Source organism: Streptomyces sp. NPDC002884, from assembly GCF_040295245.1.
Taxonomy (GTDB): Bacteria; Actinomycetota; Actinomycetes; order Streptomycetales; family Streptomycetaceae; genus Streptomyces.
On the sequence record NZ_JBEOVB010000016.1, the window covers coordinates 36,294 to 60,260 of the forward strand.

At 73.1% G+C, this 23,967-nt stretch carries 20 protein-coding genes; 17 read left to right on the forward strand and 3 right to left on the reverse strand.

Annotated elements, in window-relative coordinates; all coding sequences use genetic code 11:
* Positions 1-165: 165 nt before the first annotated feature.
* Positions 166-1,005 carry a GntR family transcriptional regulator gene (locus tag ABT070_RS28030; protein ID WP_351764647.1) on the reverse strand — a complete coding sequence of 280 codons (840 nt, stop codon included), beginning with the start codon at positions 1,003-1,005 and terminating at the stop codon, positions 166-168.
* Between the two features lie 343 nt (positions 1,006-1,348).
* Here ABT070_RS28030 and ABT070_RS28035 point away from each other — a divergent pair, with 343 nt between their 5' ends.
* The 5 genes from ABT070_RS28035 to ABT070_RS28055 are packed head-to-tail and all read left to right on the forward strand — an operon-like array spanning position 1,349 to position 7,585.
* On the forward strand, positions 1,349-2,614 hold the full coding sequence (locus tag ABT070_RS28035) for an extracellular solute-binding protein (protein WP_351764648.1): 1,266 nt from the start codon (positions 1,349-1,351) through the stop codon (positions 2,612-2,614).
* A 38-nt stretch (positions 2,615-2,652) separates the two neighbouring features.
* Entirely contained in the window at positions 2,653-3,675 is a 1,023-nt protein-coding gene (locus ABT070_RS28040) for a carbohydrate ABC transporter permease (protein ID WP_351764649.1), read from the forward strand.
* A complete protein-coding gene (locus ABT070_RS28045) occupies positions 3,672-4,511 on the forward strand; it encodes a carbohydrate ABC transporter permease (RefSeq protein ID WP_351764650.1) in 840 nt (279 codons plus the stop codon). The genes ABT070_RS28040 and ABT070_RS28045 overlap by 4 nt, the downstream gene beginning before the upstream one ends.
* A 43-nt stretch (positions 4,512-4,554) precedes the next feature.
* Entirely contained in the window at positions 4,555-6,126 is a 1,572-nt protein-coding gene (locus ABT070_RS28050) for a beta-N-acetylhexosaminidase (RefSeq protein WP_351764651.1), read from the forward strand.
* A gap of 25 nt (positions 6,127-6,151) precedes the next feature.
* A complete protein-coding gene (locus ABT070_RS28055; protein WP_351764652.1) occupies positions 6,152-7,585 on the forward strand; it encodes a cellulose binding domain-containing protein in 1,434 nt (477 codons plus the stop codon).
* A gap of 119 nt (positions 7,586-7,704) precedes the next feature.
* Here the strand turns inward: ABT070_RS28055 and ABT070_RS28060 are convergent, their stop codons facing one another.
* Together ABT070_RS28060 and ABT070_RS28065 are read right to left on the reverse strand one after the other, a co-directional pair.
* Positions 7,705-8,271: a hypothetical protein gene (locus ABT070_RS28060; protein WP_351764653.1), complete on the reverse strand. Its 567-nt coding sequence runs from the start codon at positions 8,269-8,271 to the stop codon at positions 7,705-7,707.
* Between the two features lie 83 nt (positions 8,272-8,354).
* The gene (locus tag ABT070_RS28065; protein ID WP_351764654.1) at positions 8,355-8,666 is read right to left on the reverse strand and encodes an NIPSNAP family protein; all 312 of its coding nucleotides are present in this window, start codon (positions 8,664-8,666) and stop codon (positions 8,355-8,357) included.
* Positions 8,667-9,012: 346 nt separating this feature from the next.
* Here ABT070_RS28065 and ABT070_RS28070 point away from each other — a divergent pair, with 346 nt between their 5' ends.
* Genes ABT070_RS28070 through ABT070_RS28125 form a run of 12 tightly spaced genes read left to right on the forward strand, consistent with a single transcriptional unit; the run spans position 9,013 to position 23,963 of the window.
* On the forward strand, positions 9,013-10,338 hold the full coding sequence (locus ABT070_RS28070) for a tryptophan 2,3-dioxygenase (RefSeq protein WP_351764655.1): 1,326 nt from the start codon (positions 9,013-9,015) through the stop codon (positions 10,336-10,338).
* A gap of 49 nt (positions 10,339-10,387) precedes the next feature.
* Entirely contained in the window at positions 10,388-11,236 is an 849-nt protein-coding gene (locus ABT070_RS28075; RefSeq protein WP_351764656.1) for a hypothetical protein, read from the forward strand.
* Between the two features lie 43 nt (positions 11,237-11,279).
* Positions 11,280-11,549, forward strand: coding sequence for an acyl carrier protein (locus ABT070_RS28080; RefSeq protein WP_351764657.1), 270 nt, complete (start codon positions 11,280-11,282; stop codon positions 11,547-11,549).
* Positions 11,546-16,048: a non-ribosomal peptide synthetase gene (locus ABT070_RS28085; RefSeq protein WP_351764658.1), complete on the forward strand. Its 4,503-nt coding sequence runs from the start codon at positions 11,546-11,548 to the stop codon at positions 16,046-16,048. Before ABT070_RS28080 ends, ABT070_RS28085 begins: the two co-directional genes overlap by 4 nt.
* A 20-nt stretch (positions 16,049-16,068) precedes the next feature.
* Positions 16,069-17,358, forward strand: a complete 1,290-nt coding sequence (locus tag ABT070_RS28090) for a CurL C-terminal domain-containing protein (protein WP_351764659.1) — start codon at positions 16,069-16,071, stop codon at positions 17,356-17,358.
* An 18-nt stretch (positions 17,359-17,376) separates the two neighbouring features.
* On the forward strand, positions 17,377-18,441 hold the full coding sequence (locus tag ABT070_RS28095) for a methyltransferase (RefSeq protein WP_351764660.1): 1,065 nt from the start codon (positions 17,377-17,379) through the stop codon (positions 18,439-18,441).
* Positions 18,438-19,763, forward strand: coding sequence for an MFS transporter (locus ABT070_RS28100; protein ID WP_351764661.1), 1,326 nt, complete (start codon positions 18,438-18,440; stop codon positions 19,761-19,763). Before ABT070_RS28095 ends, ABT070_RS28100 begins: the two co-directional genes overlap by 4 nt.
* 12 nt (positions 19,764-19,775) lie before the next feature.
* Positions 19,776-20,501: a GNAT family N-acetyltransferase gene (locus ABT070_RS28105; protein WP_351764662.1), complete on the forward strand. Its 726-nt coding sequence runs from the start codon at positions 19,776-19,778 to the stop codon at positions 20,499-20,501.
* A gap of 12 nt (positions 20,502-20,513) precedes the next feature.
* Entirely contained in the window at positions 20,514-21,860 is a 1,347-nt protein-coding gene (locus ABT070_RS28110) for an ATP-grasp domain-containing protein (RefSeq protein ID WP_351764663.1), read from the forward strand.
* On the forward strand, positions 21,857-22,297 hold the full coding sequence (locus ABT070_RS28115; protein ID WP_351764664.1) for a cupin domain-containing protein: 441 nt from the start codon (positions 21,857-21,859) through the stop codon (positions 22,295-22,297). The genes ABT070_RS28110 and ABT070_RS28115 overlap by 4 nt, the downstream gene beginning before the upstream one ends.
* Positions 22,294-23,472: a pyridoxal phosphate-dependent aminotransferase gene (locus ABT070_RS28120; RefSeq protein ID WP_351764665.1), complete on the forward strand. Its 1,179-nt coding sequence runs from the start codon at positions 22,294-22,296 to the stop codon at positions 23,470-23,472. The genes ABT070_RS28115 and ABT070_RS28120 overlap by 4 nt, the downstream gene beginning before the upstream one ends.
* Complete coding sequence (locus ABT070_RS28125; protein ID WP_351764666.1) at positions 23,469-23,963, forward strand: GNAT family N-acetyltransferase; 495 nt, start codon at positions 23,469-23,471, stop codon at positions 23,961-23,963. Before ABT070_RS28120 ends, ABT070_RS28125 begins: the two co-directional genes overlap by 4 nt.
* The last annotated feature ends 4 nt before the right edge of the window (positions 23,964-23,967 follow it).

Genomic DNA, 23,967 nt, shown 5'->3' on the forward strand with positions numbered 1-23,967 from the left:
GGGGGCAGGGCTGCGGGGGAGGCCGGCCGGCACGGCAGCCACCCGCGTACCGACGGGCGCCCTCGGGGACGCGCCTTCCGGCCTCGGCGCTCCGGCTCAGGCGCTCCGACCTCGACGTTCCGGTCGGCCGCGCTCCGGGCCCGGGCGCGTCGGCCGGCGGCGCTGTCAGCGGGCGGGCTGGATGTCGCCCTGGGTGGTCAGGGCGACGGAGTCCTGGTGGGCGAAGGCGCCCGGCGGGATGCCCGGGAGGTGTCCCGCAGGCGGGGACTCGCGGGTGGCCGTGGGGCCCAGGGTGAGGCGGGAGACGATCCGGTAGCGGTCGCCCCGGTAGAGGGAGTGGACGTACTCGACGGGCCGGCCGCCGGTGTCGTGGGTGAGGCGTTCGAACAGGAGCGCGGGAGACAGGTGTGGCACGCAGAGGAGCTTGGCTTCCGCCTGGCTGACGACGGTGGGCTCGATGGTCTGCACGGCTTCGCTGACCTGGATCCCGTGCCCGTCGCGGAGATGGTCGTACAGGTCGCCGGCCTCCAGTTCCCCGGCGGTGAGCGCGGGTACCAGGTCGGCGCGGATGTGCAGGTGCTCGATGGCCATGGGGGCACCGTCGACGAGGCGCAGCCTGGCCGCGTAGACGACGTCGGCGGCAGGCGAGAGACGCAGCTTGCGCCCGACGCGGGCGCCGGCGGCGATGGTGGTGAACTCCAGCAGGCGGCTCGACCAGGCGCCGGAGGCCCGTGGAAGGGCCATGGACTGCTGGTCCGAGACGAGTTCCTGGGTGATCTTCGCGGGCGCCACGAACATCCCGCGCCCGTGCTCGCGTACGAGGAGGCCCGCTGCGACGAGTTCGTCGACGGCCGCCCGCAGTGTCGGCCGTGAGACGCCCAGTCCGGCGCACAGGGAGCGCTCGGAGGCGATGGCGTCGCCGGGGCTCAGCGACTCGATGAGTTCGAGGATGTAGTCGCGGACGCGTTCCCGCTTGAGGACCGCTCCTGACCCGCCAGCGCTCATGTGCCGCTCCTGCCCGACTGTGTGCGTTGCCTTGTGATGCCCTGCGTTGCTCTGCATTGCTCTGCGTTGCCCTGCATTGCTCTGCGTTGCCGTGTGCTGCCCTGCGAAGTCACCTGACCAGTTCTACATTGTTGACCACTCGGTGAGTACTGGTCAGGTGCAGTGTAGCCACTCCGGGTTCGTCCGGCAGGGGATTCCTCGTGCGATGCGGCCCAAAGTCCTTTGCGGCAAGGGGTCTTGACGCTTGTATTGGTCTATGCCACCTTCATCGACCAACAAGAGGTCACCTGTCCAGTTCGTCAACTGGTCAGGTAGCCCGGCGCCTTTCTCCCAGGGGTGAACTGTGAAGCTCCGCATGCTTGCAGGTGTCTGCACACTGGTGATCGCTGGAGGCCTGAGCGCCTGCGGCGGCTCCGGGTCGCCCGGTGACTCCGCCGGGGGCACGACGACGATCGACGTGTGGCTCATGCGCGACAGCGTTTCGGCCCAATTCCAGAAGGAGTTCGTTCAAGGCTTCCGGTCCGCGCACCCGGACATCAAGGTCAAGGTGCAGATCCAGGAGTGGGACGGGATCGGCGAGAAGGTCACCGCCGCACTCGCCAGCAACGACGCCCCCGACGTCATCGAGACGGGCAACACCCAGGTGGCCCAGTTCGCGCAGAGTGGCGGACTGCTCGACCTCAGCGACAAGGTCGACGAACTCGGGGGCGGGGACTGGCTGCGGGGGCTGGCCGAGCCCGGCGCGTACGAGGGCAAGCAGTACGGCATCCCGTACTACGCGGCCAACCGTGTCGTGATCTACCGCACCGACCTGTTCCGGAAGGCCGGCGTCGACCCGGCCGCCGTCAGGACCCGCGACCAGTGGATCGCCGCCACCGAGAAGCTCAACAAGGGCGGCACACAGGGGATCTACCTCCCGGGGCAGACCTGGTACGCGCTGGCCGGGTTCATCTGGGACGAAGGCGGAGACCTCGCCGAGCAGTCCGGCGGCTCCTGGAAAGGGACCCTCGACACCCCCGAGGCCCTGCGCGGCATGGACTTCTACAAGGAGCTCCAGGCTCTGGGCAAGGGACCGCGGGACTCCGACGAGGCCGAGCCGCCACAGGCGGAGGTCATGGCCAAGGGGCAGGTCGCGCAGATCATCTCCACGCCCGGCGGAGCCAACGTGGTCACCGAGAGCAATCCCGAACTCAAGGGCAAGCTCGGCTACTTCCCCATCCCCGGGAAGACGGCGGACCGGCCCGGCTCGGTGTTCATCGGCGGCTCCGACCTCGTCGTCCCGGCGGCCTCCGGCAAGCAGGACGCCGCGTTCACGTTCATCAAGGAACTGACCGGTGACGCCTGGCAGCGCAAGCTCGCCGTCGCCATGAGCTACGTGCCCAACAAGACGACCCTGGCCGACGCGGTCGCCTCCGATCCGGGCGCCGCGGCGATGGCGGCGGGCGCGGCCGTCGGACGGGCGACACCGAACACCCCCGGCTGGGCGGCCGTGGAGGCGAAGAACCCCATCAAGGACTACATGACCGCGGTGCTCACCGGCGCCGACGCGGAGGACGAGGCCGCCAAGGCCTCCGAGTCGATCACCGGCGCCATGAAGTCGGGCTCCTGAACCGGTACCCGCGCCCCGCACCGGAAGGAGACGACGTCGTGTCGATCATCCGCGAACGCACAGCGATACGCCTCCCGCTCGGCCGGCCGTCACGACGGCAGCCACAGCGGGGACCGGAACCGTCCGGCCGAGGCGCCGGCCGAGGCGCCGGCCGCCGCGCGGGGCGGCTCCGCCCCGGCCGCGCATGGCCGTACCTGCTGGTCGCGCCCACCGTGCTGGGGATGCTGTATCTGCTGGTGTATCCATTCGCCCGCACCGTGCTGATCTCGCTCCAGGACTTCGGGTTGCGCCAGCTCATCCGCGGCGACGCGCGGTTCGTAGGGCTCCGCAACTACGAGACGCTGCTGACGGACGGGCACTTCTGGCAGGTCGTGCGCCGCACCTTCCTGTTCATGGCCGTCGACGTCGTGCTGATCACGCTCCTCGCCACACTGGTCGCCCTGGTGATCGAACGGCTGGGCCGCCTCGGCCGCACCGCGGTGCTCAGCGCGCTCGTGCTCGCCTGGGCCATGCCGGTCATCGCCGCCACCACCGTCTTCCAGTGGCTCTTCCACTCGGAGTTCGGCATCGTCAACCACACGCTGACGGGGCTGGGCTTCGACTCCTTCGATCGCTATCCCTGGTTCGCCCACGGTCCGGCCGCGTTCACGATCCTCGTCCTGCTCATCGTCTGGCAGTCCGTGCCGTTCGCGGCCATCACCCTGTACTCGGCGCTGGCCACGGTGCCTCTGGAGCTGTACGAGTCGGCTCGCATCGACGGCGCCCCGGCCGGACGCATCTTCCGCTCCGTCACCTTCCCGATGATCCGGCCGATCTTCATGCTCGTCCTCTCGCTGGAGGTGATCTGGACGTTCAAGGCGTTCGTTCAGATCTGGGTGATGACGAACGGCGGACCGGGCGACGCCACCACCATCCTGCCGGTGTACGCGGTCCAGACCGCACTGTCGAGCCAGCGCTACGACCTCGGCTCGGCGGCCTCCATGGTCACCGTGCTGATGATGGCCGCGGTGCTCGTCCTCTACTTCCGCCAACTGCTCCGTCAGGAGGGCGAAGCCCTGTGAGTCCGCCGCGCCCCCGACTTCGACGCCTTCCGCTGCACGCCGCCGCGGGCACGACGATCGTCGTCTGCCTGTTCCCCGTCTACTGGATGGTCGTCACCGCGTTCAAGCCCAACCGGGACATCCAGTCCGAGAACCCGCAACTCCTGCCGCGGACCTGGACCCTGGACCACTTCCGCACCGCCGTCGACGCCGACGGATTCGCACTGTTCTGGCGCAACAGCATCCTCGTCACCCTGGGCGCCGTCCTGCTCGCCCTGGTGGTGGCACTCGGCGCCGCCTTCGCCGTGGCCCGGATGCGATGGCGCGGCCGGCGCCAGTTCATGCTCATGGTGTTCATCGCGCAGATGGCGCCCTGGGAGGCACTGATCATCCCGGTGTACATCATCTCCCGGGACACCGGGATGCTCGACCGGCTGCCCACCCTCACGCTGATCTACTTCATGATGACGCTGCCGTTCACGATCGTGGTGCTGCGCGGATTCATCGCCGCCATCCCCGCCGAACTGGAGGAAGCGGCGCAGGTCGACGGCTGTACCCGGGTCGGCGCCTTCCGGCACATCGCCTTCCCGCTGCTCGCCCCCGGCCTGATGGCCACCTCGCTGTTCGGTTACATCACGGCCTGGAACGAGTTCACCTACGCCAACTTCCTGATCATCAAGCACCAGGACAGCCGCACACTGCCGGTCTGGCTCTCCTCGTTCCAGAACGTTTTCGGTACGGACTGGGGCGCCACCATGGCCGCCTCCACCCTGTTCGCCCTGCCGGCCCTGGCGGTGTTCCTGCTGCTCCAACGCCATGTGACCGCCGGCTTCGCGGCCGGAGCCGTCAAGGGCTGACCAGCCAGCCTTCCTCGCACGCGTGACCCCCCGGGAGACAACTGTGCCCGCACCCCCTCTGGACGCCACGCTTGTGCCCCGGCCGACCAAGGCCCGGGCGAGACCAGGACAGTTCACCTTCACCACCGACACCTGTCTGCGTGTCGGCGAAGGGGCCGAGGGCGCCGCGCGGTTGCTGCGCACCCTTCTCGCCCCCGCTTCGGGACTGCCGTTGCACCCCGCCGACGACGGAGCGGTCGTCCTCGTACTGGACCCGGATCTGACGGGTCTCGGCATCGAGGGCTACGGACTGACGATCGGTCGACACTCCGTGCTGCTGCGCGCCGCCCGGCTCACCGGTCTGCTCCGCGGGGTGCAGACGATCCGGCAGCTCCTGCCCGTGCGGGCCCTGGCGCGGACCCCGCAGCGTGGGACGCGGTGGGCCCTGCCCTGTGCCGAGATCACGGACGTCCCCCGCCATCCCTGGCGCGGGGCCATGCTCGACGTGGCACGCCATTTCCAGCCGGTGGAGTACCTGCGCCGCTACGTCGACCTCCTCGCCCTCCACAAGATCAACGTGTTCCATCTGCACCTGACCGACGACCAGGGATGGCGCATGCCGGTCACGGCCTACCCCAAGCTGACCGAGATCGGCGGCCACCGCCTGCGGTCCATGACCGGGACGACGGGCGACGACCACGACGGCACCCCCCACAGCGGCGCCTACACCCGAGCAGAGCTCGCGGGCCTGGTGGAGTACGCGTCCGAGCGCGGCGTGACGGTCATGCCGGAGATAGAGATGCCCGGCCACGTCCGCGCCGCCCTGGCCGCCTATCCGCGGTTGGGGAACGACCCCGGCCGGGCCCTGGAGGTCTGGACCCGGTGGGGGGTGTGCGACACCGTCCTCGGCGTGCACGACGAGGTCCTCGACTTCTGCCGCACCGTGCTGGAAGAGGTCATGGAGCTCTTTCCGTCGCCGTACCTCCATGTCGGCGGGGACGAATGCCCTCTCACGGAGTGGGAACGCAGTCCCCTCGCCCGGGCACGCGTCGCGGCCGAGGGCCTGGGCGGGGCCGCCGACCTGCACCGCTGGTTCCTCGGCCGGATCGGCGACTTCCTCGTCCGCAACGGACGTCGCCCGGTCGGCTGGGCCGAGAGCGGCACCGAACTGCCCGACGGCTTCACCGTGATGGCCTGGCGCGACCCCGCGCACGCCCTCGCCGCCGCCCGCCGCGGTCATGACGTGATCAACGCCCACTACCGGGCCACCTATCTCGACCATCCCCAGAGCGCCGATCCCCGGGAGCCCCCCGGCCAACCGGGGGCCGTCGTCGGTCTGCGGGACGTCCACGGCCACGACCCGGTGCCCGAAGGCGCGGCCCCGGACGTCGCGGCGCGGGTGCTGGGCACGCAGGCCCAGATGTGGACCGAGTTCGCCGCCACCCCCGAGCGCCTGGAGTACCTCACCTATCCGCGCCTGTGCGCCCTGGCGGACCGCGGCTGGAGCGGCCCCTCCGAGTGGGGCGACTTCCTCTCCCGCCTGGACCTGCACACCGCCCGGCTCGACGCGCTCGAAGTCCGCCGCCGTCCCCGAGAGCCGCGCGCGGACCGTCCCGACCCAGCACCGAACACCTGACACCCAGTCCCGGAAAGGAATCACCATGACGTCGAGAAACCGTCCGAGGCGGCTGCGCGTCGCCGCCGCCTCGGCTGTGGCCGTCGCCCTGGGCGCCGCCGGCCTCGCCGCCTTGCCCGCCACCGCCCGAGCCGCCGCCGCCGACGTGGCCGTCCAGTACCGCACCAGTGCCACAGGCGCCACGGCGGACCAGTCCGAGCCCTGGCTCAAGGTCAGGAACACCGGCGACGGAGCCGTCCAGCTCAGCACCGTCAAAGTCCGCTACTACTTCAAGGCCGACAGCGCCGGCGCCGGCTACCGCTTCGCCTGCTCCTGGGCCGTGAAGGGCTGCGGCAACATCACCGGCACCTTCGGCGCCCTGGCCCGTCCCACGGCGACCGCCGACCGCTATCTGGAGATCGGCTTCACCCCGGGCGCGGGCGCCCTCGCGCCGGGCGCCGACACCGGCGACATGCAACTGCGCTTCTACCGCGCGGACTGGCAGACCCTCAGGCAGAGCGACGACTACTCGTTCGGTCCCGCCCGGACCACCTACGCGGACTGGTCGAAGATCACCGCCCAGCTGTCCGGCGCCACGGTGTGGGGCACCGCCCCCGAAGGCAACGACCCGACCGACCCTCCGACGGACCCGCCCACCGACCCGCCCACCGGTGGGCAGAGCCTGTTCGACGACTTCGACTACACCACCTCCAGTGACCCGAGGATCGCCGCGCACGGCTGGAGCGTGCGCGCGAACTCGGGTGGTCCCGGAGTGCCCGGCGCCACCTGGGCACCGGAGAACGTCACCTTCGCCGGTGCCGCCGGCAACTCCGTGATGAACCTCCGGACGTCGACCGCGGGGACGGCGGACAGCACGAGGCAGACCGAAGTCCTCACCAAGGCGACGAAGTTCAAGAAGGGCACCTACGCGGCCCGCGTGAAGTTCTCCGACGCGCCGCTCTCCGGGCCCGACGGCGATCACCTCGTCCAGACGTTCTTCACCATCAACGACCTCACCGCCCCGATGGCCGACGACTACGCGGAATACGACTTCGAGTACCTTCCCAACGGCGGCTGGGGGGAGCCGTCGAACATCCTCTACACGACGTCCTGGGAGACCTACGATCCGGACCCGTGGCAGGCCGTCAACCAGCACACCGAGTCCCGGCAGAGCTACGCCGGCTGGCACGACCTCGTCCTGACCATCGACGACAGCACCATCACGTACTACGTCGACGGCCGGCCCTTCGGCACCCATGACGCCGCCTACCTGCCCGAGCGGCCCATGTCGATCAACTTCAACCAGTGGCTGATCGACCTGGCCGGACAGACCGGCACGACCGCCCGCGCCTACGACCAGCAGGTCGACTACGTCCTCCACGTGAAGGACCAGGTCCTGACGCCGGCTCAGGTCACTACCAAGGTCAACGCCTACCGCACCGCCGGAACCACGTTCGAGGACACCGTCCCGGCCGGCTGAGCCACGTCCCGAGGCGACTCGGCGCTTCCCGCCCCGTGCGGGGAGCGCCCCTCGGGCACGGTGGACGGTGGACGGTGGACGAAAGAGGCGATCCGGTTTCCGGCCCCGTCCGCGAGCGATCAGGAGGCGGTCCTGCTGACGACCTCCGCCGACTCGCCGGCCGACGTGACGACCTCCGCCAACTCGCCGGCCGACTCGGGCGTCAGACGGTAGAAGCCCTGAAGGCTGACCGACCGCTCCAGACGGCCCTCCACCACGTACTTCAAGTTGCGTGTGCGGCCTCGGCGATTGCGCCAGGCAAGCTTCGGCAGAAGATCGCCGGAGATCGGCGTGTCGAAGCGTACGGGCGTCGCGTCCACGTGCACCGCCGCGGCCCCGCAACCGCCGGCGCCCAGCATCGACCACTCGCCGTGCCCGGGAAACGACGGCTCTTGCCACGTCCCGGGAGCGGCGCCGCAGCAGTCCCGTCGCTCCATGTCGGTCACCCGCATCCGGCTCACCACGAACACCTCGCACCGGTTGACGTGCAACGCGTACACCTCGTCTCCGACACGGGCACCCGACCAGGCGGGCAGGGAGGAATGGACGCCGCTGAAGGCGACCGGGGGCCGCTCGCCCACGCGCCCTGCCTTGCGCAGAGCACGGCACGTGTCATGGGTCCACAGGACGGTGAAGGCATCGGACATGCCGTGATCCTACGAACGAGGACTGACAACGCCCCCTCAGCCGCCGGCCGCCCGCACGGCCGCAGCACGCGCCTTCCCCCGCTCTAGGAGACGCCGTCCAGGGGCCGGAGGAAACGGCGTTCGTAGCGCTTGATGCAGCGCGTACGACGAGCCAGTTCGATCGCGTCCTGGCACTCCGGATCGGACGCGCTGTCCGTTCGGTACTGCTCGTACGCGGCGAAGCTGGGAAACGAGAAGAGGGCGTAGGCGATGTCGCTGTCGCCCTCGCTCGGCAGGAAGTAGCCGTGGTGCGTCCCGCCGAAGCGGTCGACGAGCCCGATCCAGCGACGGCCGTACTCCTCGAAGTCCGCCAGCTTGTCGGCGTCGATCTCGTACCTCAGATGAATCGTGATCATGCCTACATGATGCAGCGGGGCGGTTCAGCCGCGCACGCGGCCCGTGTGTCGCCCGCGCCCGCCCGGCGGTCCGGAGCGCAGGGGCGGACCGAAGCACTCACGCGACCCCGGGACCGCTCGCGCGTGACCGGATATTGGTGACTTGGGAGTTCGCATCGGGAGGCGGAGGATCTTGTCCAGAAAGTGATGGCGAGCGGCGCTGTATTCGAAGGGCAAAGCGCCTCGGGATCTCGCGGTCGCCACTCGTTCCGAGTAAAGGACACCATTCCATGGTCGCTCGAAATTCCCGGCCCCCGGTGAGGACCGAATGCGGAGGCTCCGACTCGTCGGCATTCCGGGAAAGCACATGAACTCCGCAGAAGAGGCAGTACGGGCCTGGGCGGTGCACGGTCGGTCTGCGGATTTCCCCTACGCCCTCGTTCTCGGGCATCTGCGGTCGGTCGGCAAACACTTCCTCGACGCCGAACTCCTCCGCCTGTTGGACGAGATACGTCGTTCGGTGGCCGAGTCGGACTCGGATTCGGATTCCGACTCGAATGCGGGTGCGGATGCGAATGCGGGTGCGGATCTGGAGTCGGAGTCCGCGTTCCCGTCCGAGGGCTGTGACGGACCGTCTTTCCTGCACAAGTTCCTCGACGTCGTCCTCGACAAATACGACGACCGCTACGACTACCCCAGTTACACGGCCCTGTCCCTGCTGACGCGGCCCGCGCCGGCCGACTGGCGCGAGGCACTGCGCTCACGCGACGAAACGGTGCTGCTCCTGCTCGCCGATCTCGTACGGTTCGGGGAGCGGGCGTCGACGGACACCCCGGACGCACCGCACGACATGCCGCCCTCGCCCGAACTCGTCGCCAAGCGTGCCCGGTTGGCCGTACGGGTGATGGAGCCCGCCGCCCTGCGCACGCTGCCGTCGGGAGTCGTGGACGCCGTGGCCGTCGCCGCGGTCCCCGGCCGCACCCCGGGCGGTCCGCTGGCCGCGGAGATCCTGCGCACCGCCGCGCCGGAGCGGGCCCTGGCGCTGTCGGCCAGCGTGCAGCCGGTGTACGTCCTGCACGACGAGTACCTCTTCCTGCGCACCCTTCAGTCGTTCGAGACGACGTTCACCTTCATGTCGTCCGCTCTTGCCACGGCGGTGCGGCGGCTCGACGACGACCGGCCGGGGGAGTCCGCCGAGCTCGTCGGCGCCGTGGCCGACGTCCTCAAGGAATCGCTGCCCCTGTTCTCCCTGCTGGCGACCATGCGGCCCGAGGCCTTCCAGACCTTCCGGACCTTCACCGAAGGCGCGAGCGCCATCCAGTCCGCCGGCTACAAGACCTTCGAGTCGCTGTGCTCCACGCCGAGCCTCGCCCGGCTCGCCTCGTCCGCCTACACCTCCGTGCCCGCGGTGCGCGAGCGGGTGGTGAACGGGCGGGCCACCGTCCAGGGCACCTGGCACGCCCTGATCGCCGCACACCGGCTGGACCCGGCGGACGACGCCGCGCTGAGGGCCGCGGCGGACCGGCTGGAATCGGTGCACCAGCGGTGGAAGCAGACCCACTACCGCCTGGCCGTACGGATGATCGGCGAGCGCTCCGGCACCGGATACACGCAGGGCGTGCCCTACCTCGCGGCGGTCCTGGACAACCGGCTGTTCCCGGCCCCGGACCGGCACAGCGCCCTCGTCGGCTGAGCCGGCTCCCCCCGTCCACGACCCCCTCGCCCGGAGGCGTTTCCCCACGATGAGCAAGCAAGCGCAGCCCGGCAGGCCGGGAACGGCCCGCCGGACGATGAACCCCGAAGAGCGGAACCGTCTCTTCGTCTACGAGTACGACCGGGGCAGCAACTACGAAGAGGACACCCGGCTCACCACCGCCCTGTCGGCCCTGCTGCCGGAGGACGGGCTCGTCCACCCGGACCAGCGGCTGTTCCAGACGGTGCACCTGATCACCGAGTACGCGTGGTGCGAGATGCACTACGAGATGCGTCGCGCGGCCGAGGGGCTGCGTGGGCGTGACTACCTTCTCGCCGCCCAACTGCTGGAACGTGCCGCCGCGATGGGCGACGTCGCGGTCCGGGCGCTTCAGGCGCTGCTGGACTTCCTGCCGCAGGAGAGCCTGCTGCTGATGCGTGAGACCTTCCCGGAGAACACCACCGGTCTCGACTCGCCCGGCGCCCGCAACCTGCGCCGCGCGGCCACCGCGTTGTGGCAGGAGACGGAGGCCGCCGTCGCCCGCGAGGGGATCGGCGTACGGGAGCTCATCACGGCGCAGGGCCGCGCCGCGTCGCCGGCCCGCGAGGACCGGGCCCCCGATCTCGCCCTCGTACGGCAGGCGTTGCTGCGCCTCGACGGGGCGGTGGCGGCCTGGAAGCACCATCATCTGCGGCTGGTGTGGTCCCAGCTCGGCGGCCACCCCGAGACCGCCGCGGCCGCCGGCCAGGACACCCGGGAGGACCTGCCCAAGAGCCTGCGCGGCCAGTCCACGGCGGGCGTCCGCGCCATGGCCGAACGAAGCCTCTTCCCGCGTCTGTGGGACTCCGTGGACGACACCTACCGGGCGTTCGTGCCCGACGAGCAGACATCCGCCTGAGCAGACATCTGCCTGACCACAAGTACGGAAGGACACGACTGCCGTGACGGCGACCGAATCCGAGACACGCGGCACCGGGGAGCTCACCGAGCTGGTGCGCAAGGCCTGGGCCGACGCACTCGGACACGACGAATTCACCGACGAGGACCACTTCTTCCAGGTCGGCGGTCACTCCCTGGGCGCCCTCCACGTGGTCAGGGATCTGGGCGCGGAGCTGGGCCGGAAGATCTCGGTGCGGGTCCTCTTCCGCAACCCCACGGTGGGTGGGCTGGCGCGGGCGATCGCGGCCGACGCGTCGGAGGTGCGCCCGTGAGCGGCCACACGGCGAGGCTGCCGGTCTCGGCCGCCCAGACGGAGATCTGGCTTGCGGACCGCTGTGAGCCGGAGTCGGGCCGCTACAACGTGCCGGTGGCCCTGGAGTTCCTCGGCGACCTCGACGTCCGGGCCCTGCGGCGGGCGCTGTCCGACCTGCTCGTTCGGCGGCCCGAACTGGCCGGCCGCTTCGACGCCGAGGACGGGGACCTGTGGTTCCGCCCGGAGCCGACGGCGCCGCTTGCGCTGAGCGTCGTACGGCGGTCCGGCTCCTGCCGCTCCGACGCGGCGCGCCAGGAGGCGGTCCGGGCGGCGCAGCGGCCCCTCGACCCGAGCGGCGCGCCCCTGCTGCGTGCCGAGGTCCTGCACCACGACGACGGCGCCCTGATCGTCCTGACGGTGCATCACATCGTCGCCGACGGGCGCACCTTGGACGTCATCGCGGCCGACGTACTCGCCGCGTACCGCGTCCGTGCCGCCTCGGGCGGACCAGCCGGCGCCGGCGATCCCGTCGAACCGACGCGGCCCACCGCGGCACCCGGCCCGCGGGCCGCGCCGCCGGTCACGGAGGCCGCCGACGCGGAGCACGCGCCGGCCCCGTACTGGGGCGACCTGCTCGCCGACGATCCCGTCACCCTCGGCCCGCTGCCCGATCTGGTCCGTGGCGAGCAGCAGCTGCGGGGTACGGCCGGCTGGGCCGAGCGCACCCTGTCCGCGGAACGCCTCACCGCCGTACGGGACCTCGCCGTCGCACATTCCGTGTCGCCCGCCGTGGCGCTGCTGGCCGCGTGGAGTCTGCTGCTGCACGCCTGGTCCGGCGAACAGGACGGCGTCCTGGGCATGCCGTTCGCCGGCCGTGACGCGCCGGGCACGGAGGACGCGGTGGGCCTGTTCACCCGGGTGCTGCCGGTCCGCAGCCGCATGGCCGCCGACGAGGAGTTCGGCGCCCACGCCCGGCGGCTGGGCGAACAGGTGCTGGACTCCATGGAGGCGCTCGCCGACAGCGGACCGCCGTCGGCGGCCACGCCCGCGTACCGGGCTGTGTTCCTGCACCAGCCGCGTACCGGCGGTGTCCAGAAGGTGCCCGGGGCCCTCGTGCGCGTGGTGCACCTGGACACCGCCTCGGCGAAGTACGACCTCGCCCTGGCCGCACTGGAGTACACCGACCGGCTGGTCCTGCGCATCGACTACGACACCGGCCTGTACACCGAGACCTCCGCCGCGTTGATGGCCCGGCAGCTCGACGCGCTGCTCTCGGCCGCCGGGCGCCCGGGCGCCCGCTGCGGGGAACTGCTCGCCGCTCTGGCCGAGGCAGCCTCGGGCGACGGTCCGGCTCCGGACGCCGGGGACACCGCCGCGCGACCGAGCGTGCCCGAGCTGGTGCTGCGGGAGGCCCGCCGCGCTCCCGACGCGGTCGCCGTCGTGCACGGCGAGCACACCCTCACCTACCGCTCCCTGACCGAAGCGGCGGCGCGCGCCGCACACTGGCTCCGGTCCGAGGCCGGCGTCCGCGACGGTGACCTGGTCGCCCTGGCACTGCGGCCCGGTGCGCACACGATCACCGCGATGCTGGCCGTCGCCATGGCCGGAGCCGCCTTTCTGCCGCTCGACCCCGACCACCCCGACGCCCGGCTGCGGCTGGTCCTGGACGACGCCCGTCCCCGGCTGCTCATCGCCGAGCCGGCCGACACCGGCGAGCCGGCCGACACCGGCGGGGTGCCGGACGGGCTGCCCGTCCACACCACGCAGGACATCGCCCGCGCGTCCGCCGCCCTGCCCGGCACGCCGCCCGTCGTCGACATCCGCCCGGACAGCGTGTTCAACGTCCTCTACACCTCCGGCTCCACGGGCCGCCCCAAGGGCGTCCTGCTGCACCACGGCGGTGTGGTGCGCCTGATGCACCGCCCGGACTTCCTGCCGCTCGGACCCGACGACACCGTCTCGCACCTCTCCCCGCTCAACTTCGACGGCGCGACCTACGAGATCTGGGGCGCCCTCACGCACGGCGCCCGGTTGGCCGTCCTCGACAAGGAACTCGTCCTCGACCCGCCCGCCCTGCGCACGGCCGTCCGCGACCTGGGCGTGACCACCCTGCTGGTCACCACCCCGCTCCTCAACCGCATCATCGAGGACGCGCCCGACCTTCTCCAGACACTGCGGCGGGTGTACTTCGGCGGTGAGCTGGTGTCCGTCCCGCACCTGCGCAAAGCGCTGCGCTGGGCCCGCCCGGGGACCCTGCTGCACAGCTACGGCCCCACGGAGAACTCCTTCACCTCCACCTGGTGCCCCGTCGAGGAGGTGGCCGAGGCGGCCCGCACCCTGTCCATCGGCGCACCGGTGCCCGGCACCCGCGCCCACGTCGTCTTCGAGGACACGCTCGTCCCCGCGCCGCCGTACATGCCCGGCGAACTCGTCCTCGGCGGTGACGGCGTGGCCCTCGGCTACCTCGGCGACCCCGCCCGCACCGCCGAGCGGTTCTGGGCCGACCCGTTCGGCGACGAGCCGGGCGGCAGGCTCTACCGCACCGGTGACCGGGTGCGGTGGACCGCCGACGGCCGTCTGGAGTTCATCGGGCGGGCCGACAACCAGATCAAGATCAGGAGTCAGCGGGTCGAGCTCGGCGAGGTCGAGTCCGCCCTGCGCGCCCACCCGGACGTCATCGCGGCCTTCGTCACCAGCCGCCGCAACGACCGGGACGAGAAGGAGATCGTCGGCTACGCGGTGCTCGCCCGGCCCGGCGGCCGGCCCGAGGTCATGCGGCACCTGCGCGCGAGCCTGCCGGCGTACGCCGTCCCCTCCCACCTGGTCGTCCTCGACGAGCTGCCGCTCACCCCCAACGGCAAGATCGACCGGCGGCGACTGCCCCGCCCCGAGGACACCGCCATGGCGGCGGTCCCGTCACCGGAACCGGCACCGGTGGAGACCCGGGACGCCGCCGCTCCCGCGCCCGGCCTCCACGAGGCGGTCCGCGGCGCTTGGCGAGAGGTGCTGGGCGAACGCGCCTTCGGCCCCGACGACAACTTCTTCGACGTGGGCGGCCACTCGCTCCTCCTGGTCCGGCTCCAGGCGGCACTGCGCCGCGCCACCGGGACCGGACCGTCCATCGGCGACCTGCTGCGCCACACCACCGTCCGGTCGCAGACCCGCCTGGTCGGCGGCGACATGGACGACACCTCGCGCCCGGCCGCCGCGCGCTTCACGGCACGGCCCGTGTCCCGGCCCGACGACGACGCCATCGCCGTCGTCGGTATGGGCGCGCGGTTCGCCGGCTCCGCCGACCTGGCCGCCTTCTGGGACAACCTGCGCACCGGACGGGACTGCTTCTCCGAGGGGCCCGGTCCACTGATCACCGAACTGCCCGGCGGACAGCGGCGGGTCGCGCGCTGGGGCATGGCCGCCGAGGGCACCCGCTACGACGCAGACCTCCTCGGCTTCAGCGAGGACGACCTGCGCCACGGTGACCCACAGCAGGGAGTGCTGCACGAGGTGCTGTGGTCGGCCGTCGAGGACGCCTCCCTGCGGCTGTCCGACATCGCCTCCCGCACCAGCCTCTACGCGGGCTGCGCCAAGGTCCTCGACACCGACCCCGAGGCCCGGGTGGACGACGTCGTCAACGCCGATCCCACCTTCGTCGCCTCCCGCTTCGCCTACCTGCACGACCTGTGGGGCGAGGCGCTGCTGCTGGACACCGCCTGCTCCACCGGCCTGTACGCGGTCCACCTGGCCTGCCGCAGCCTGCTCACCGGCAGCAGCGACTACGCCCTCGCCGGTGCCGTCTCCCTCGACCCGGCCTCCGACGGCAGTTACCGCCACCGACCGGGCTTCCTCTACGCCGACGACGGCATGTGCCGGCCCTTCGACCGGCGTGCCTCCGGAACCGTGGGCGGATTCGGCGCCGGAGCGGTGCTGCTGCGGCGCCTCGCCGACGCCGAACGCGACGGTGACCCGGTGTACGCGGTGATCCGGGGGAGCGCGGTCAACAACGACGGCAAGGCGCGCATCGGCTACTCCGCACCCGGAGTCGACGGCCAGTCGCGGGTCATCCGCGACGCCCTGGCCGCCGCCGGTGTCGACGGCGCCGACATCGGCTTCGTCGAGGCCCACGGCACCGGGACCCGGCTCGGCGACGCCATCGAGATGACGGCCCTGGCCGACGCGCTCGGGCGGACGGGCCCGCCGGTCGCCGTCGGATCGGTCAAGGCGTCGATCGGGCACTGCAACACCGCCGCCGGCGTCGCCGGACTCATCAAGGCCGTCCTCGCCGTCCACCACGGGCACCTGCCCGCCACGCCCAATGTCGCCGAGCCCATCGACGAACTGGGCGAGGACAGCCGTCTGTCCCTCCTGAGCGGGGGCCGCGCGTGGACCGAGCCGACGGGCCGGCCGCGCACGGCCGGCGTCAGCTCCTTCGGAGTGGGCGGCACCAACGCCCATGTGGTGGTGCAGCAGCACCGGGCCGCGCCGGCGACAGCCGTCCTCCCGCAGCCGGAAAGGGTGTGACCCGCGAAATGAACCGACCCATGACCCTGACGGACCTCCCGCGTGTGCTGGCCGTGTCCGCCCGGGATCCCGAGTCCCTGGCCGAGACGCGCGGCCGCCTGGCCGGGTGGCTGGAGAACACGCCGGACGCCGACCTCGACGACGTGGCCCTGACCCTGAGCACAGGCCGTGAACGCTTTCCGTGCCGGTACGCCGTCACCGGTGACGCGGCCGCCGAAGCCGCCGCGCTGCTCGCGGACGTCGGCGCCCCGACGGACCCGGCGCCCGTGCGGGCCCCGGGGGACGGCCCCCTCCTCCTGCTCGACGGCACGGCGCTCACCCCGGCATCCGTGGACCTCCCCGAGGTGGCCGACGCCCTGCGGGTCGCCGGGGAACACGCCGACGCCGAGGCGGCCCGTACCGTCGCCGTCCTGTACGGCCTGGCGGCCTGGCTGCGGGCCCGTGGCGTGACCCCGTGCGCCGTGCGCGGAACGGGAGCCGGCGCTCTCGCCGCCGCGGCGGTACGCGGTGACCTCGCCCTGCCGGACGCGCTGTCGGCCGCCGCCGCGGGCGTCCCGGGAACCGACGAAGACCTCCCCGAGGAGCACACCGGAGCGCCCGTCGTCGTGATCGGCGCACCCCGGCCGGAAACGCCCGACGCGCTCACCCTCGACCCGGCCGACGGCACCTCGTACGCGCGGCTGCTCGCCGAGCTCTGGCGGCGGGGCTACGCGGTCGACACCTCGCTGGGCCGCCCCGGCCGCCGGGTCCGGCTGCCCGGACACCCGTTCCGACGCCGCGAACCGGGCGGCCCCGCGCCGGCCGGCACGGCGCCCACCCGTCCGCTCACGCCGTACGAACAGCGCTGGCTGTTCTACGACCTGGTCCGGCACGGCTCCTCCGGCGACCACAACGCGGCCGTCGCGACCGTCGTACCGGGACCGCCGCCCGCGCCCGACGCCCTGGGCGCCGCCTTCGCCGAACTCCAGCGCAGGCACCCGGCCCTGCGCACCGTCTTCAGCGAACCGGGCGGCCGCTGGCAGGCCCGCATCCTGCCCACCCCGGACGCCCGGCCCGCCCCCCTCGTCCCCGACCCCGACGGCGGGCCGGAACACCTGCGGGAGGCGGTGCTGGACGCGGCCCGACAGCCGCTCCCCCTGCGCGACACGCCGTTGGTGCGCTGCTGCTCCCGGGGCGGACCCGCCCGCTGGGCCCTGGCCCTGGCCGTCTACGAACCGCTCACCGCCACGCTCGACCCCCGGCGCCTGCTCGACGAACTCGTCGGCCTGCTGGGCGCCGACGCCCCGCCGGCCCCACCCCGACTCGCCTGACACGGAACGGATCTCGCCATGACCCTCCTGCACACCCCGCCCGACGCGCTGCCCGCCGACTGGTACGGCGCCGCACCCGCCCCGATCGGCGTCGACCAGGCCTTCAACGGCTACGTCGCCGCAACCGTCGTACACACTCTCGACCGGCTCGGCGTCTGGGACCGGCTGGCCACCGAACCCCGCCTGGACATCACCGACTTCGTGCGCTCCGCCGGTCCCGCGGTCCGCGAGCGCGTCGTCCGCGAGGTGCTGCGCGCCGCGGCCGTGTGCGGCTGGCTGCGGCTGGAGGACGACGGCGACACCGCGGTCCTCACCGCCGCCGGACGCGAGACGCTCCGTATGCGCGGCTACTTCACCTGGGCGGTCGGCGGCTACAGCGACGTCTTCTCAGGCGCCGCCCGACTGGCCACCGGCGAGGCCACCTTCGGCGACACCCTGCTGCGCGACGAGGCGATGGTCGCCCTGGGCTCCGGCCAGAACGACCGCTCCTTCATGTCCACCACTCTCGACGACGTCCTCGACGGCATCGACTTCCACACCCTCGCCGACCTCGGCAGCGGCATCTCCGCCCGGGTCAGCCGGGTCGTCGGCGCCCGGCCCGGCACCCGCGGTCTCGGCCTGGACATCAGCGGCCCCGCCACCGAACTCGGCCACCGCACCATCGCCGAGGCAGGCCTGGAGGACCGGGTCCGGGCGATCCGCGCCGACGTGCTCGACGTGTGCCACCGCGAGGCCCACCACGACGCCATCGCCGAGGTGGACACCGTGATGAGCTTCTTCCTGCTGCACGACCTGCTCGCCGACCCCGACACCCGCCCGCACCTGTTCACCCGGCTGCGCGAGGCGTTCCCGGCCGCCCGGACCTTCGTCCTCGCCGACACCGTGCTCCGCCCGGAGGCCGAGGGCTCCGCCACCCTGCCGGTGTTCTCCCTCGGCTACGAACTCGCCCACGCGCTCATGGGCGTACCGCTGCACACCAAGGAGACGTACGAGGACCTGTTCGCGGCCGCCGGCCTCCACCCGGTCCGCACGGTCCCGTTCGGCACCCCGCACTCGTGGCTGTACGTCCTGGAAGCGCGGTGAGCGCCAACCCCCTCGCGGTCCTGCGCGAGTTCTCCCCGCGCACCCGGGCCGTGCTGGCGGTCAACGCGGTCAACTCCTTCGGCGGCGGCCTCGTCCTGCCGTTCCTCTGGATCTACCTGGACCAGGTCCGCGGCCTGGCGTCCTGGATCCCCGCCGCCACCCTCGCCGTCCAGGCCGCCACCGCCGTCCTCGGCGGCCTCGCCTGGGGCGCCGTCCTGGACCGGCTCGCGCCGCGCGCCGTCGTCACGCTGGTGATGTGCGTCGCCGGCCTGGGCACCGGCCTGTACGCCTTCGTCACCTCGGCGCCGGCCGCGCTCACCGCCGCGGTCGTGTACGGGCTCGGCATCAGCGGCGTGGGCACGGTCCTGCGCTATCTGTACGCCGGTGCCGCCACGGCCCGGGAGCGTGGGCTCGCCTTCTCGGCCGACTACGCCGTGTTCAACGCGATGACCGGCATCGGCGTCCTCGTCGGCGGCCTCGTCGCCGCCTCCGGGCCGGGATCGCGCGCCGCCCGCTTCACGGCGCTCTACATCGCCGACGGCGCCACCTTCCTGGCCGCCGGCGCCGCCTTCCTCCTGCTGCTGCCGCGCATCGAACGCGGCGGCGCGAAGACGGCCACGGCGGGACCGGCCGGCTACCGCGAGGTGCTCGGACAGCGGGCTCTCGCGGTGCTGCTGGCCACGGTGACGCTGTGCTCGCTGGTGTCGTACGGGCAGCTCAGATCCGGTCTGCCCGGCTATCTCACGGCCGGCGGCGCGGTGGGCCCGGAGGGACTGTCCGGCACCTTCGCCGTGAACGTCGTCGTCGCCGTGCTCACCCAGGTGGTCCTCGGCGAGCGCGTCCAGCGTGTGCGGCGCAGCACCGTGCTGTCCCTCACCGGTCTCCTGTGGGCCGCGGCCTGGGCCCTCGTGCTGGTCGCGGGCCGCCAGCACGGCACCACCGCGACCGTCACGGCCATGGCCGGGGTGCTGCTGCTGTCGGTGGGGGAGGCCCTGGTGTTCCCCGTGGTCACCGGACTCCTCAACGACCTCGCCGGGGAACGCGCCCGGGGCCGGGTCAACGCCATGCTGTCGGTGGCCGTCTCCACCGGCTCGGTGGCCGGTCCCCTCCTCGCCGGGGCCACGCTCCCGCTCGCCGACGGTCTGCCGCTGATCGTCGCCCTGATCGCCGTCTGCGCCGCCGTCGCCCTCGTCGGACCGGCCCTGCGCCGCACCCTGCCGGCCGGCGCCGACCTGCCCGACCCGGCACCGGACGCCGAGGCCGACGAGCCCGCGGCCGCCGGCACCGGATCCGCACCCGTCACCGCCGCCAGCGGCTCCTAGGAGGCAACCGTCATGCAGCACTGGCCACTGAGCGGCATCACCGTGCGCACCCCGCTCGTCGAACTGCGCTGGCCGTCCCCGCAGGACCTCGACGCGCTGGCCGCACTGGGCGCCGAGGGCGTGCACGCGCCCGGCTTCATGCCCTTCTTCTCGCAGTGGACCGACGGCGATCCGGCCGCCGTCGCCCGCCGGGTCCTCCAGCGCCACTGGAACGCCATGGCCCACTGGAGTCCCGACGACTGGACGCTGTACCTGGTGGTGGTGCACGAAGGCGAGGTGGTGGGCTCCCAGTCGCTGGGCGCACGCGACTTCGCGGTGACCCGGGAGGTGCTGCTGACCTCCTGGCTGGGCCTGCGCCACCAGGGTCTGGGCCTGGGCGGCCACGCCCGCGCCGCCGTCCTCGAACTGGCCTTCGGCGGCCTCGGAGCACAGGACGCGTTCTCCGTCGTACGGCGGGAGAACACCGCCTCGCAGGCCGTGTGCCGCAAGTTCGGCTTCGCCCACGACGGCACGCAGATCAACGCCGTACGCGGACTGCGCGCCGTCAGCGACCGCTACCGACTGCGCCGCGCGGACTGGGAGACATCACGTGTCGTCCCCGCGCGGATCGGCGGCCTGGAGCCGGCGCTCGGCATGTTCGGGGCCGAGGCCACGACGGGCGCGCCCGCGGCCACCGCGCTGTCCGCCGCCCTCTCCGGGGTGCGCTACGCACCCGACCCCGACCACGTCGACGCCTGAGGACGGCCGGCCATGCCACGCCCCGTGATCGCCGTCGTCTACGACTTCGGCTCCGTCGCCCCCGCGGACATCGTGGACCGGCTCGAACCGCTCGGTGACGTCGTCCTCGCCGTGTGCCGCTCGGCCCACACCGCGCAGATCGCCCCGCTGCTGGCCGACCTGGCGCCGGTCGTCGCCGTGGACGGTGACAGCCCACCCGCCCTCGACGAAGCCGGCGCGCGCCTCAGGGCACACCGTCCCGACGCCGTGCTCACCTTCAGCGAGCGCCGGCTAGCCACCACGGCGGAACTCGCCGCGCGGCTCGGGCTGCCGTACCACGACGCCGACACCGTACGGCTGCTGACGGACAAGTACGAGCAGCGGCGCAGGCTCCGGGAGCGGGGCGTGGACCCGGTGCGGACACGGCTGCTGCGCACCCCGCGGGACTGGGCGCCCGCGCTCGCCGAGGTGGGGCTGCCCGCGGTCCTCAAGCCGGTCCGCGGAGAGGGCAGCCGCAACACCCATCCCGTGCGGGACGCGGACACCGGCGCCGCGCTCGCGGCGGGGTTGCTGACCGGCGCGGACGCGGAGGAGGCCCTCGTCCTGGAGGAGTACCTGGCGGGAGCCGACCGGGCCCCGTTCGGCGACCACGTCTCCGTGGAGAGCGCGGTGGTCGACGGCCGGGTCACGCACTGGGCGGTGACCGGGAAGTTCCCGCTGGCCCCGCCGTTCCGCGAGGTCGGCCACTACTGGCCGGCGCCGCTCGCCGACGCCGAACGGGCGGCGGTGCTCGATCTGGCCGGCCGCGCGGTCGAGGCGCTCGGACTGCGCACCGGCATCACCCACACCGAGGTCAAACTGACCGCCGACGGCCCCCGGCTGATCGAGGTCAACGGCAGGCTGGGCGGCTTCCAGAGCGGCCTCGGCCGGCTGGCGGGCGGACTGGACCCGGTGGCCCTGGCGGGCCGGCTGGCGCTGGGCGGCCCCGCGCCCGAGGCCTGGGCACCGCAGGAGCGGGTGGTGTACGCCCGGGCGGTGCCGGCCCCCGCCGAGGGCGGCCTGCTGACCGGCGTGCACGGGGTCGCGGAAGCACTCGCCGCGCCCGGCCTCGACGGCTACGAGACCCGGGTGCGGCCCGGCACCCGGCTCCCACCGGGCGTCGGCACCGCCGAACTGGCCGTGCTGTGGGGCACGGCCGACGACCACACCGCCATGCTCGCCGCCCTGGACCAGGCCCTCGACGCCCTCACCTACACGTTCACCGACGCCCCCGGATCACCGGACGTCCCTGACGCGCCGTACACGCGCACCGTGCGCGCCCGTGACCTGGGCGCCCCCGGCCCGCTCACCACCCCCGACCGACGAAGGGCCCCCAGATGACCACCGAGACGCCGATGTCCACTCCGGCCCCCGCGCCCGCCCCGGCCCTCGCTCCGGCTCCGCGTGCGGCGGGTGCCGAGATCCGCACCGACATCCCCCGGTTCCTGCCGGTGGCCGGGCACCACGCCCCGGCGCCCTTCTACCTGACCGCCGACATGTTCGGCGGCGTCCCCGTCGAGCTGGCCGGCGGTCCCCTCGACCACCTGGTCGGCAAGCCCGTCGCCGACCCCCACCGGCACGAGGTCGACGAGATCTACTTCCTCGTCTCGCCCCACCCCGGCGGCGCCCGCATCGAGGTCCTCGTCGACGGCGACCGGCACGAGCTGACCTCTCCCGCTCTGCTGCGCGTTCCCGCCGGCGCCGAGCACCGCTTCCTCACCCTGGAGGCCGAGCCCGGCAGTTACTGCTTCGGCCTGCTGCTCGGCGGTGGACGATGACCGCCCCGGTCCTCCCGCGCACCCCGGCCGGCGCGCCCGTGCGCCTTCATCTCAGCGAGAGCCCCTACGGCCCCAGCCCGCACGCCCTGGCCGCCGCCCACCGGGCCGTCGACGAGACCGGGACCTATCCCGACCCCGCCCGCACCGCGCCCGCCCAGGCCCTCGCCGAACTGCTGGGCGTCCGGCCGGACCAGGTCGCCGTCGCCAACGGCAGCGACGAACTGGTCCTGCTCAGCGCGCTGTGCCTGGGCGACCGGCAGCGCCCGGGGGTCACCACCGCGGGCACCTTCCCCGGCTATCGCATCTGCCTGGAGAACGTCGGGCGCGGCTGCCGCGAGGTTCCCCCGGACGGCATCGACGCGCTCGTCGACGCCTTCGACGGCGCGGGCGTGGTGTACGTGTGCAACCCGCACAACCCGACCGGGGGCGCCCTGGACCGGGCCGCGTTCGACCTCCTCGTCGAACGGGCGACCGCCACCGGCACCCCCCTCGTGGTGGACGAGGCCTACCTCGACTTCGCGCCGCCCGGCACCCCCCAGGTCCTCGACCACCTCGGCACAGGCGCTCCCGTACTGGCGCTGCGCACCTTCTCCAAGGCGCACGGACTGGCCGGGCTGCGCATCGGCTACGCCGTGGGCCGCGCCGACCTCGTCGGCCGGCTGCGCGAGGTGCAGGGCAGCATGCCGTTCAGCGTCAACCGGGCAGCCCAGGCCGCGGCCGTGGCCGCACTCGCCGACCACGGCCACCTGGAGCGGGTACGGCGGGGCAACGCCGTGGCCCGTGAGCGGTTCCGGGCCGGTCTGGCCGTCCGGGGACGCGAGGCGCTGCCGTCGGTGACCAACTTCCTCGCCGTGCGGGTGCCCGACTCCGGGCGGGCCGAGCGGCTGCTGGAGCGCGACCACGGCATCCTCGTGCGCGACGCGGGCCGCTTCGGACTCGACGGGTACCTGCGGATCTCCGTCGGCGAGGCGGCGCACCTCGAACGCCTCCTCGACGCCCTCGACGTAGTCGCCCCTGTCCCGACCCCCGTCCCAACCCCTGTCACGGTCCCTGGCACGGCCCCTGTCCCGACCCCCGTCCCGGCCCCTGTCCCGGCCTCCGTCGTCGTGTCCGTCTCCGACCCCGAGCCCGGCCTGACGCCGCCCTCCCGCGCCACCGCACGGGAGCAGCCGTGACGCGAGTGGTCGCTCCCGACACCGAACGCCTCCGGCTGCGGGAGGTGCTGCCCGCCGAGGCCCAGGAGATCCGGAAGGGCCGGTCCGGCGGACTGGACTGGCTGAGCGGCACCCCCGGGGAGGGCTCACGGGAGGCGGCGGGGCTGCTCGCCGACGCGCACGCGGCCGGATCGCACCGGCCCGGCTGGGGCATGTACGTGCTCGTCCGCGTCGAGGACGGCCTCGTCGTCGGCGGCATGGGCTTCCAGGGTCCGCCGACGGGCGGACACGTGGAGATCGGCTTCGACCTGCACCCGGACGCCCGCGGCCGCGGCTACGCGACCGAGGCCCTGGCCGGGCTCGCCCGCTGGGCGCTGGACGACACGGGCGTCGACACGGTCGTCGCCACGACCACGCACGCCAACACCGCCGCCCGACGCGTCATGGAGCGGGCCGGCTTCACCCGCCGCCCCGACCGCGACGGGCAGCTCTTCTACACCCTCACCACCTGACCGG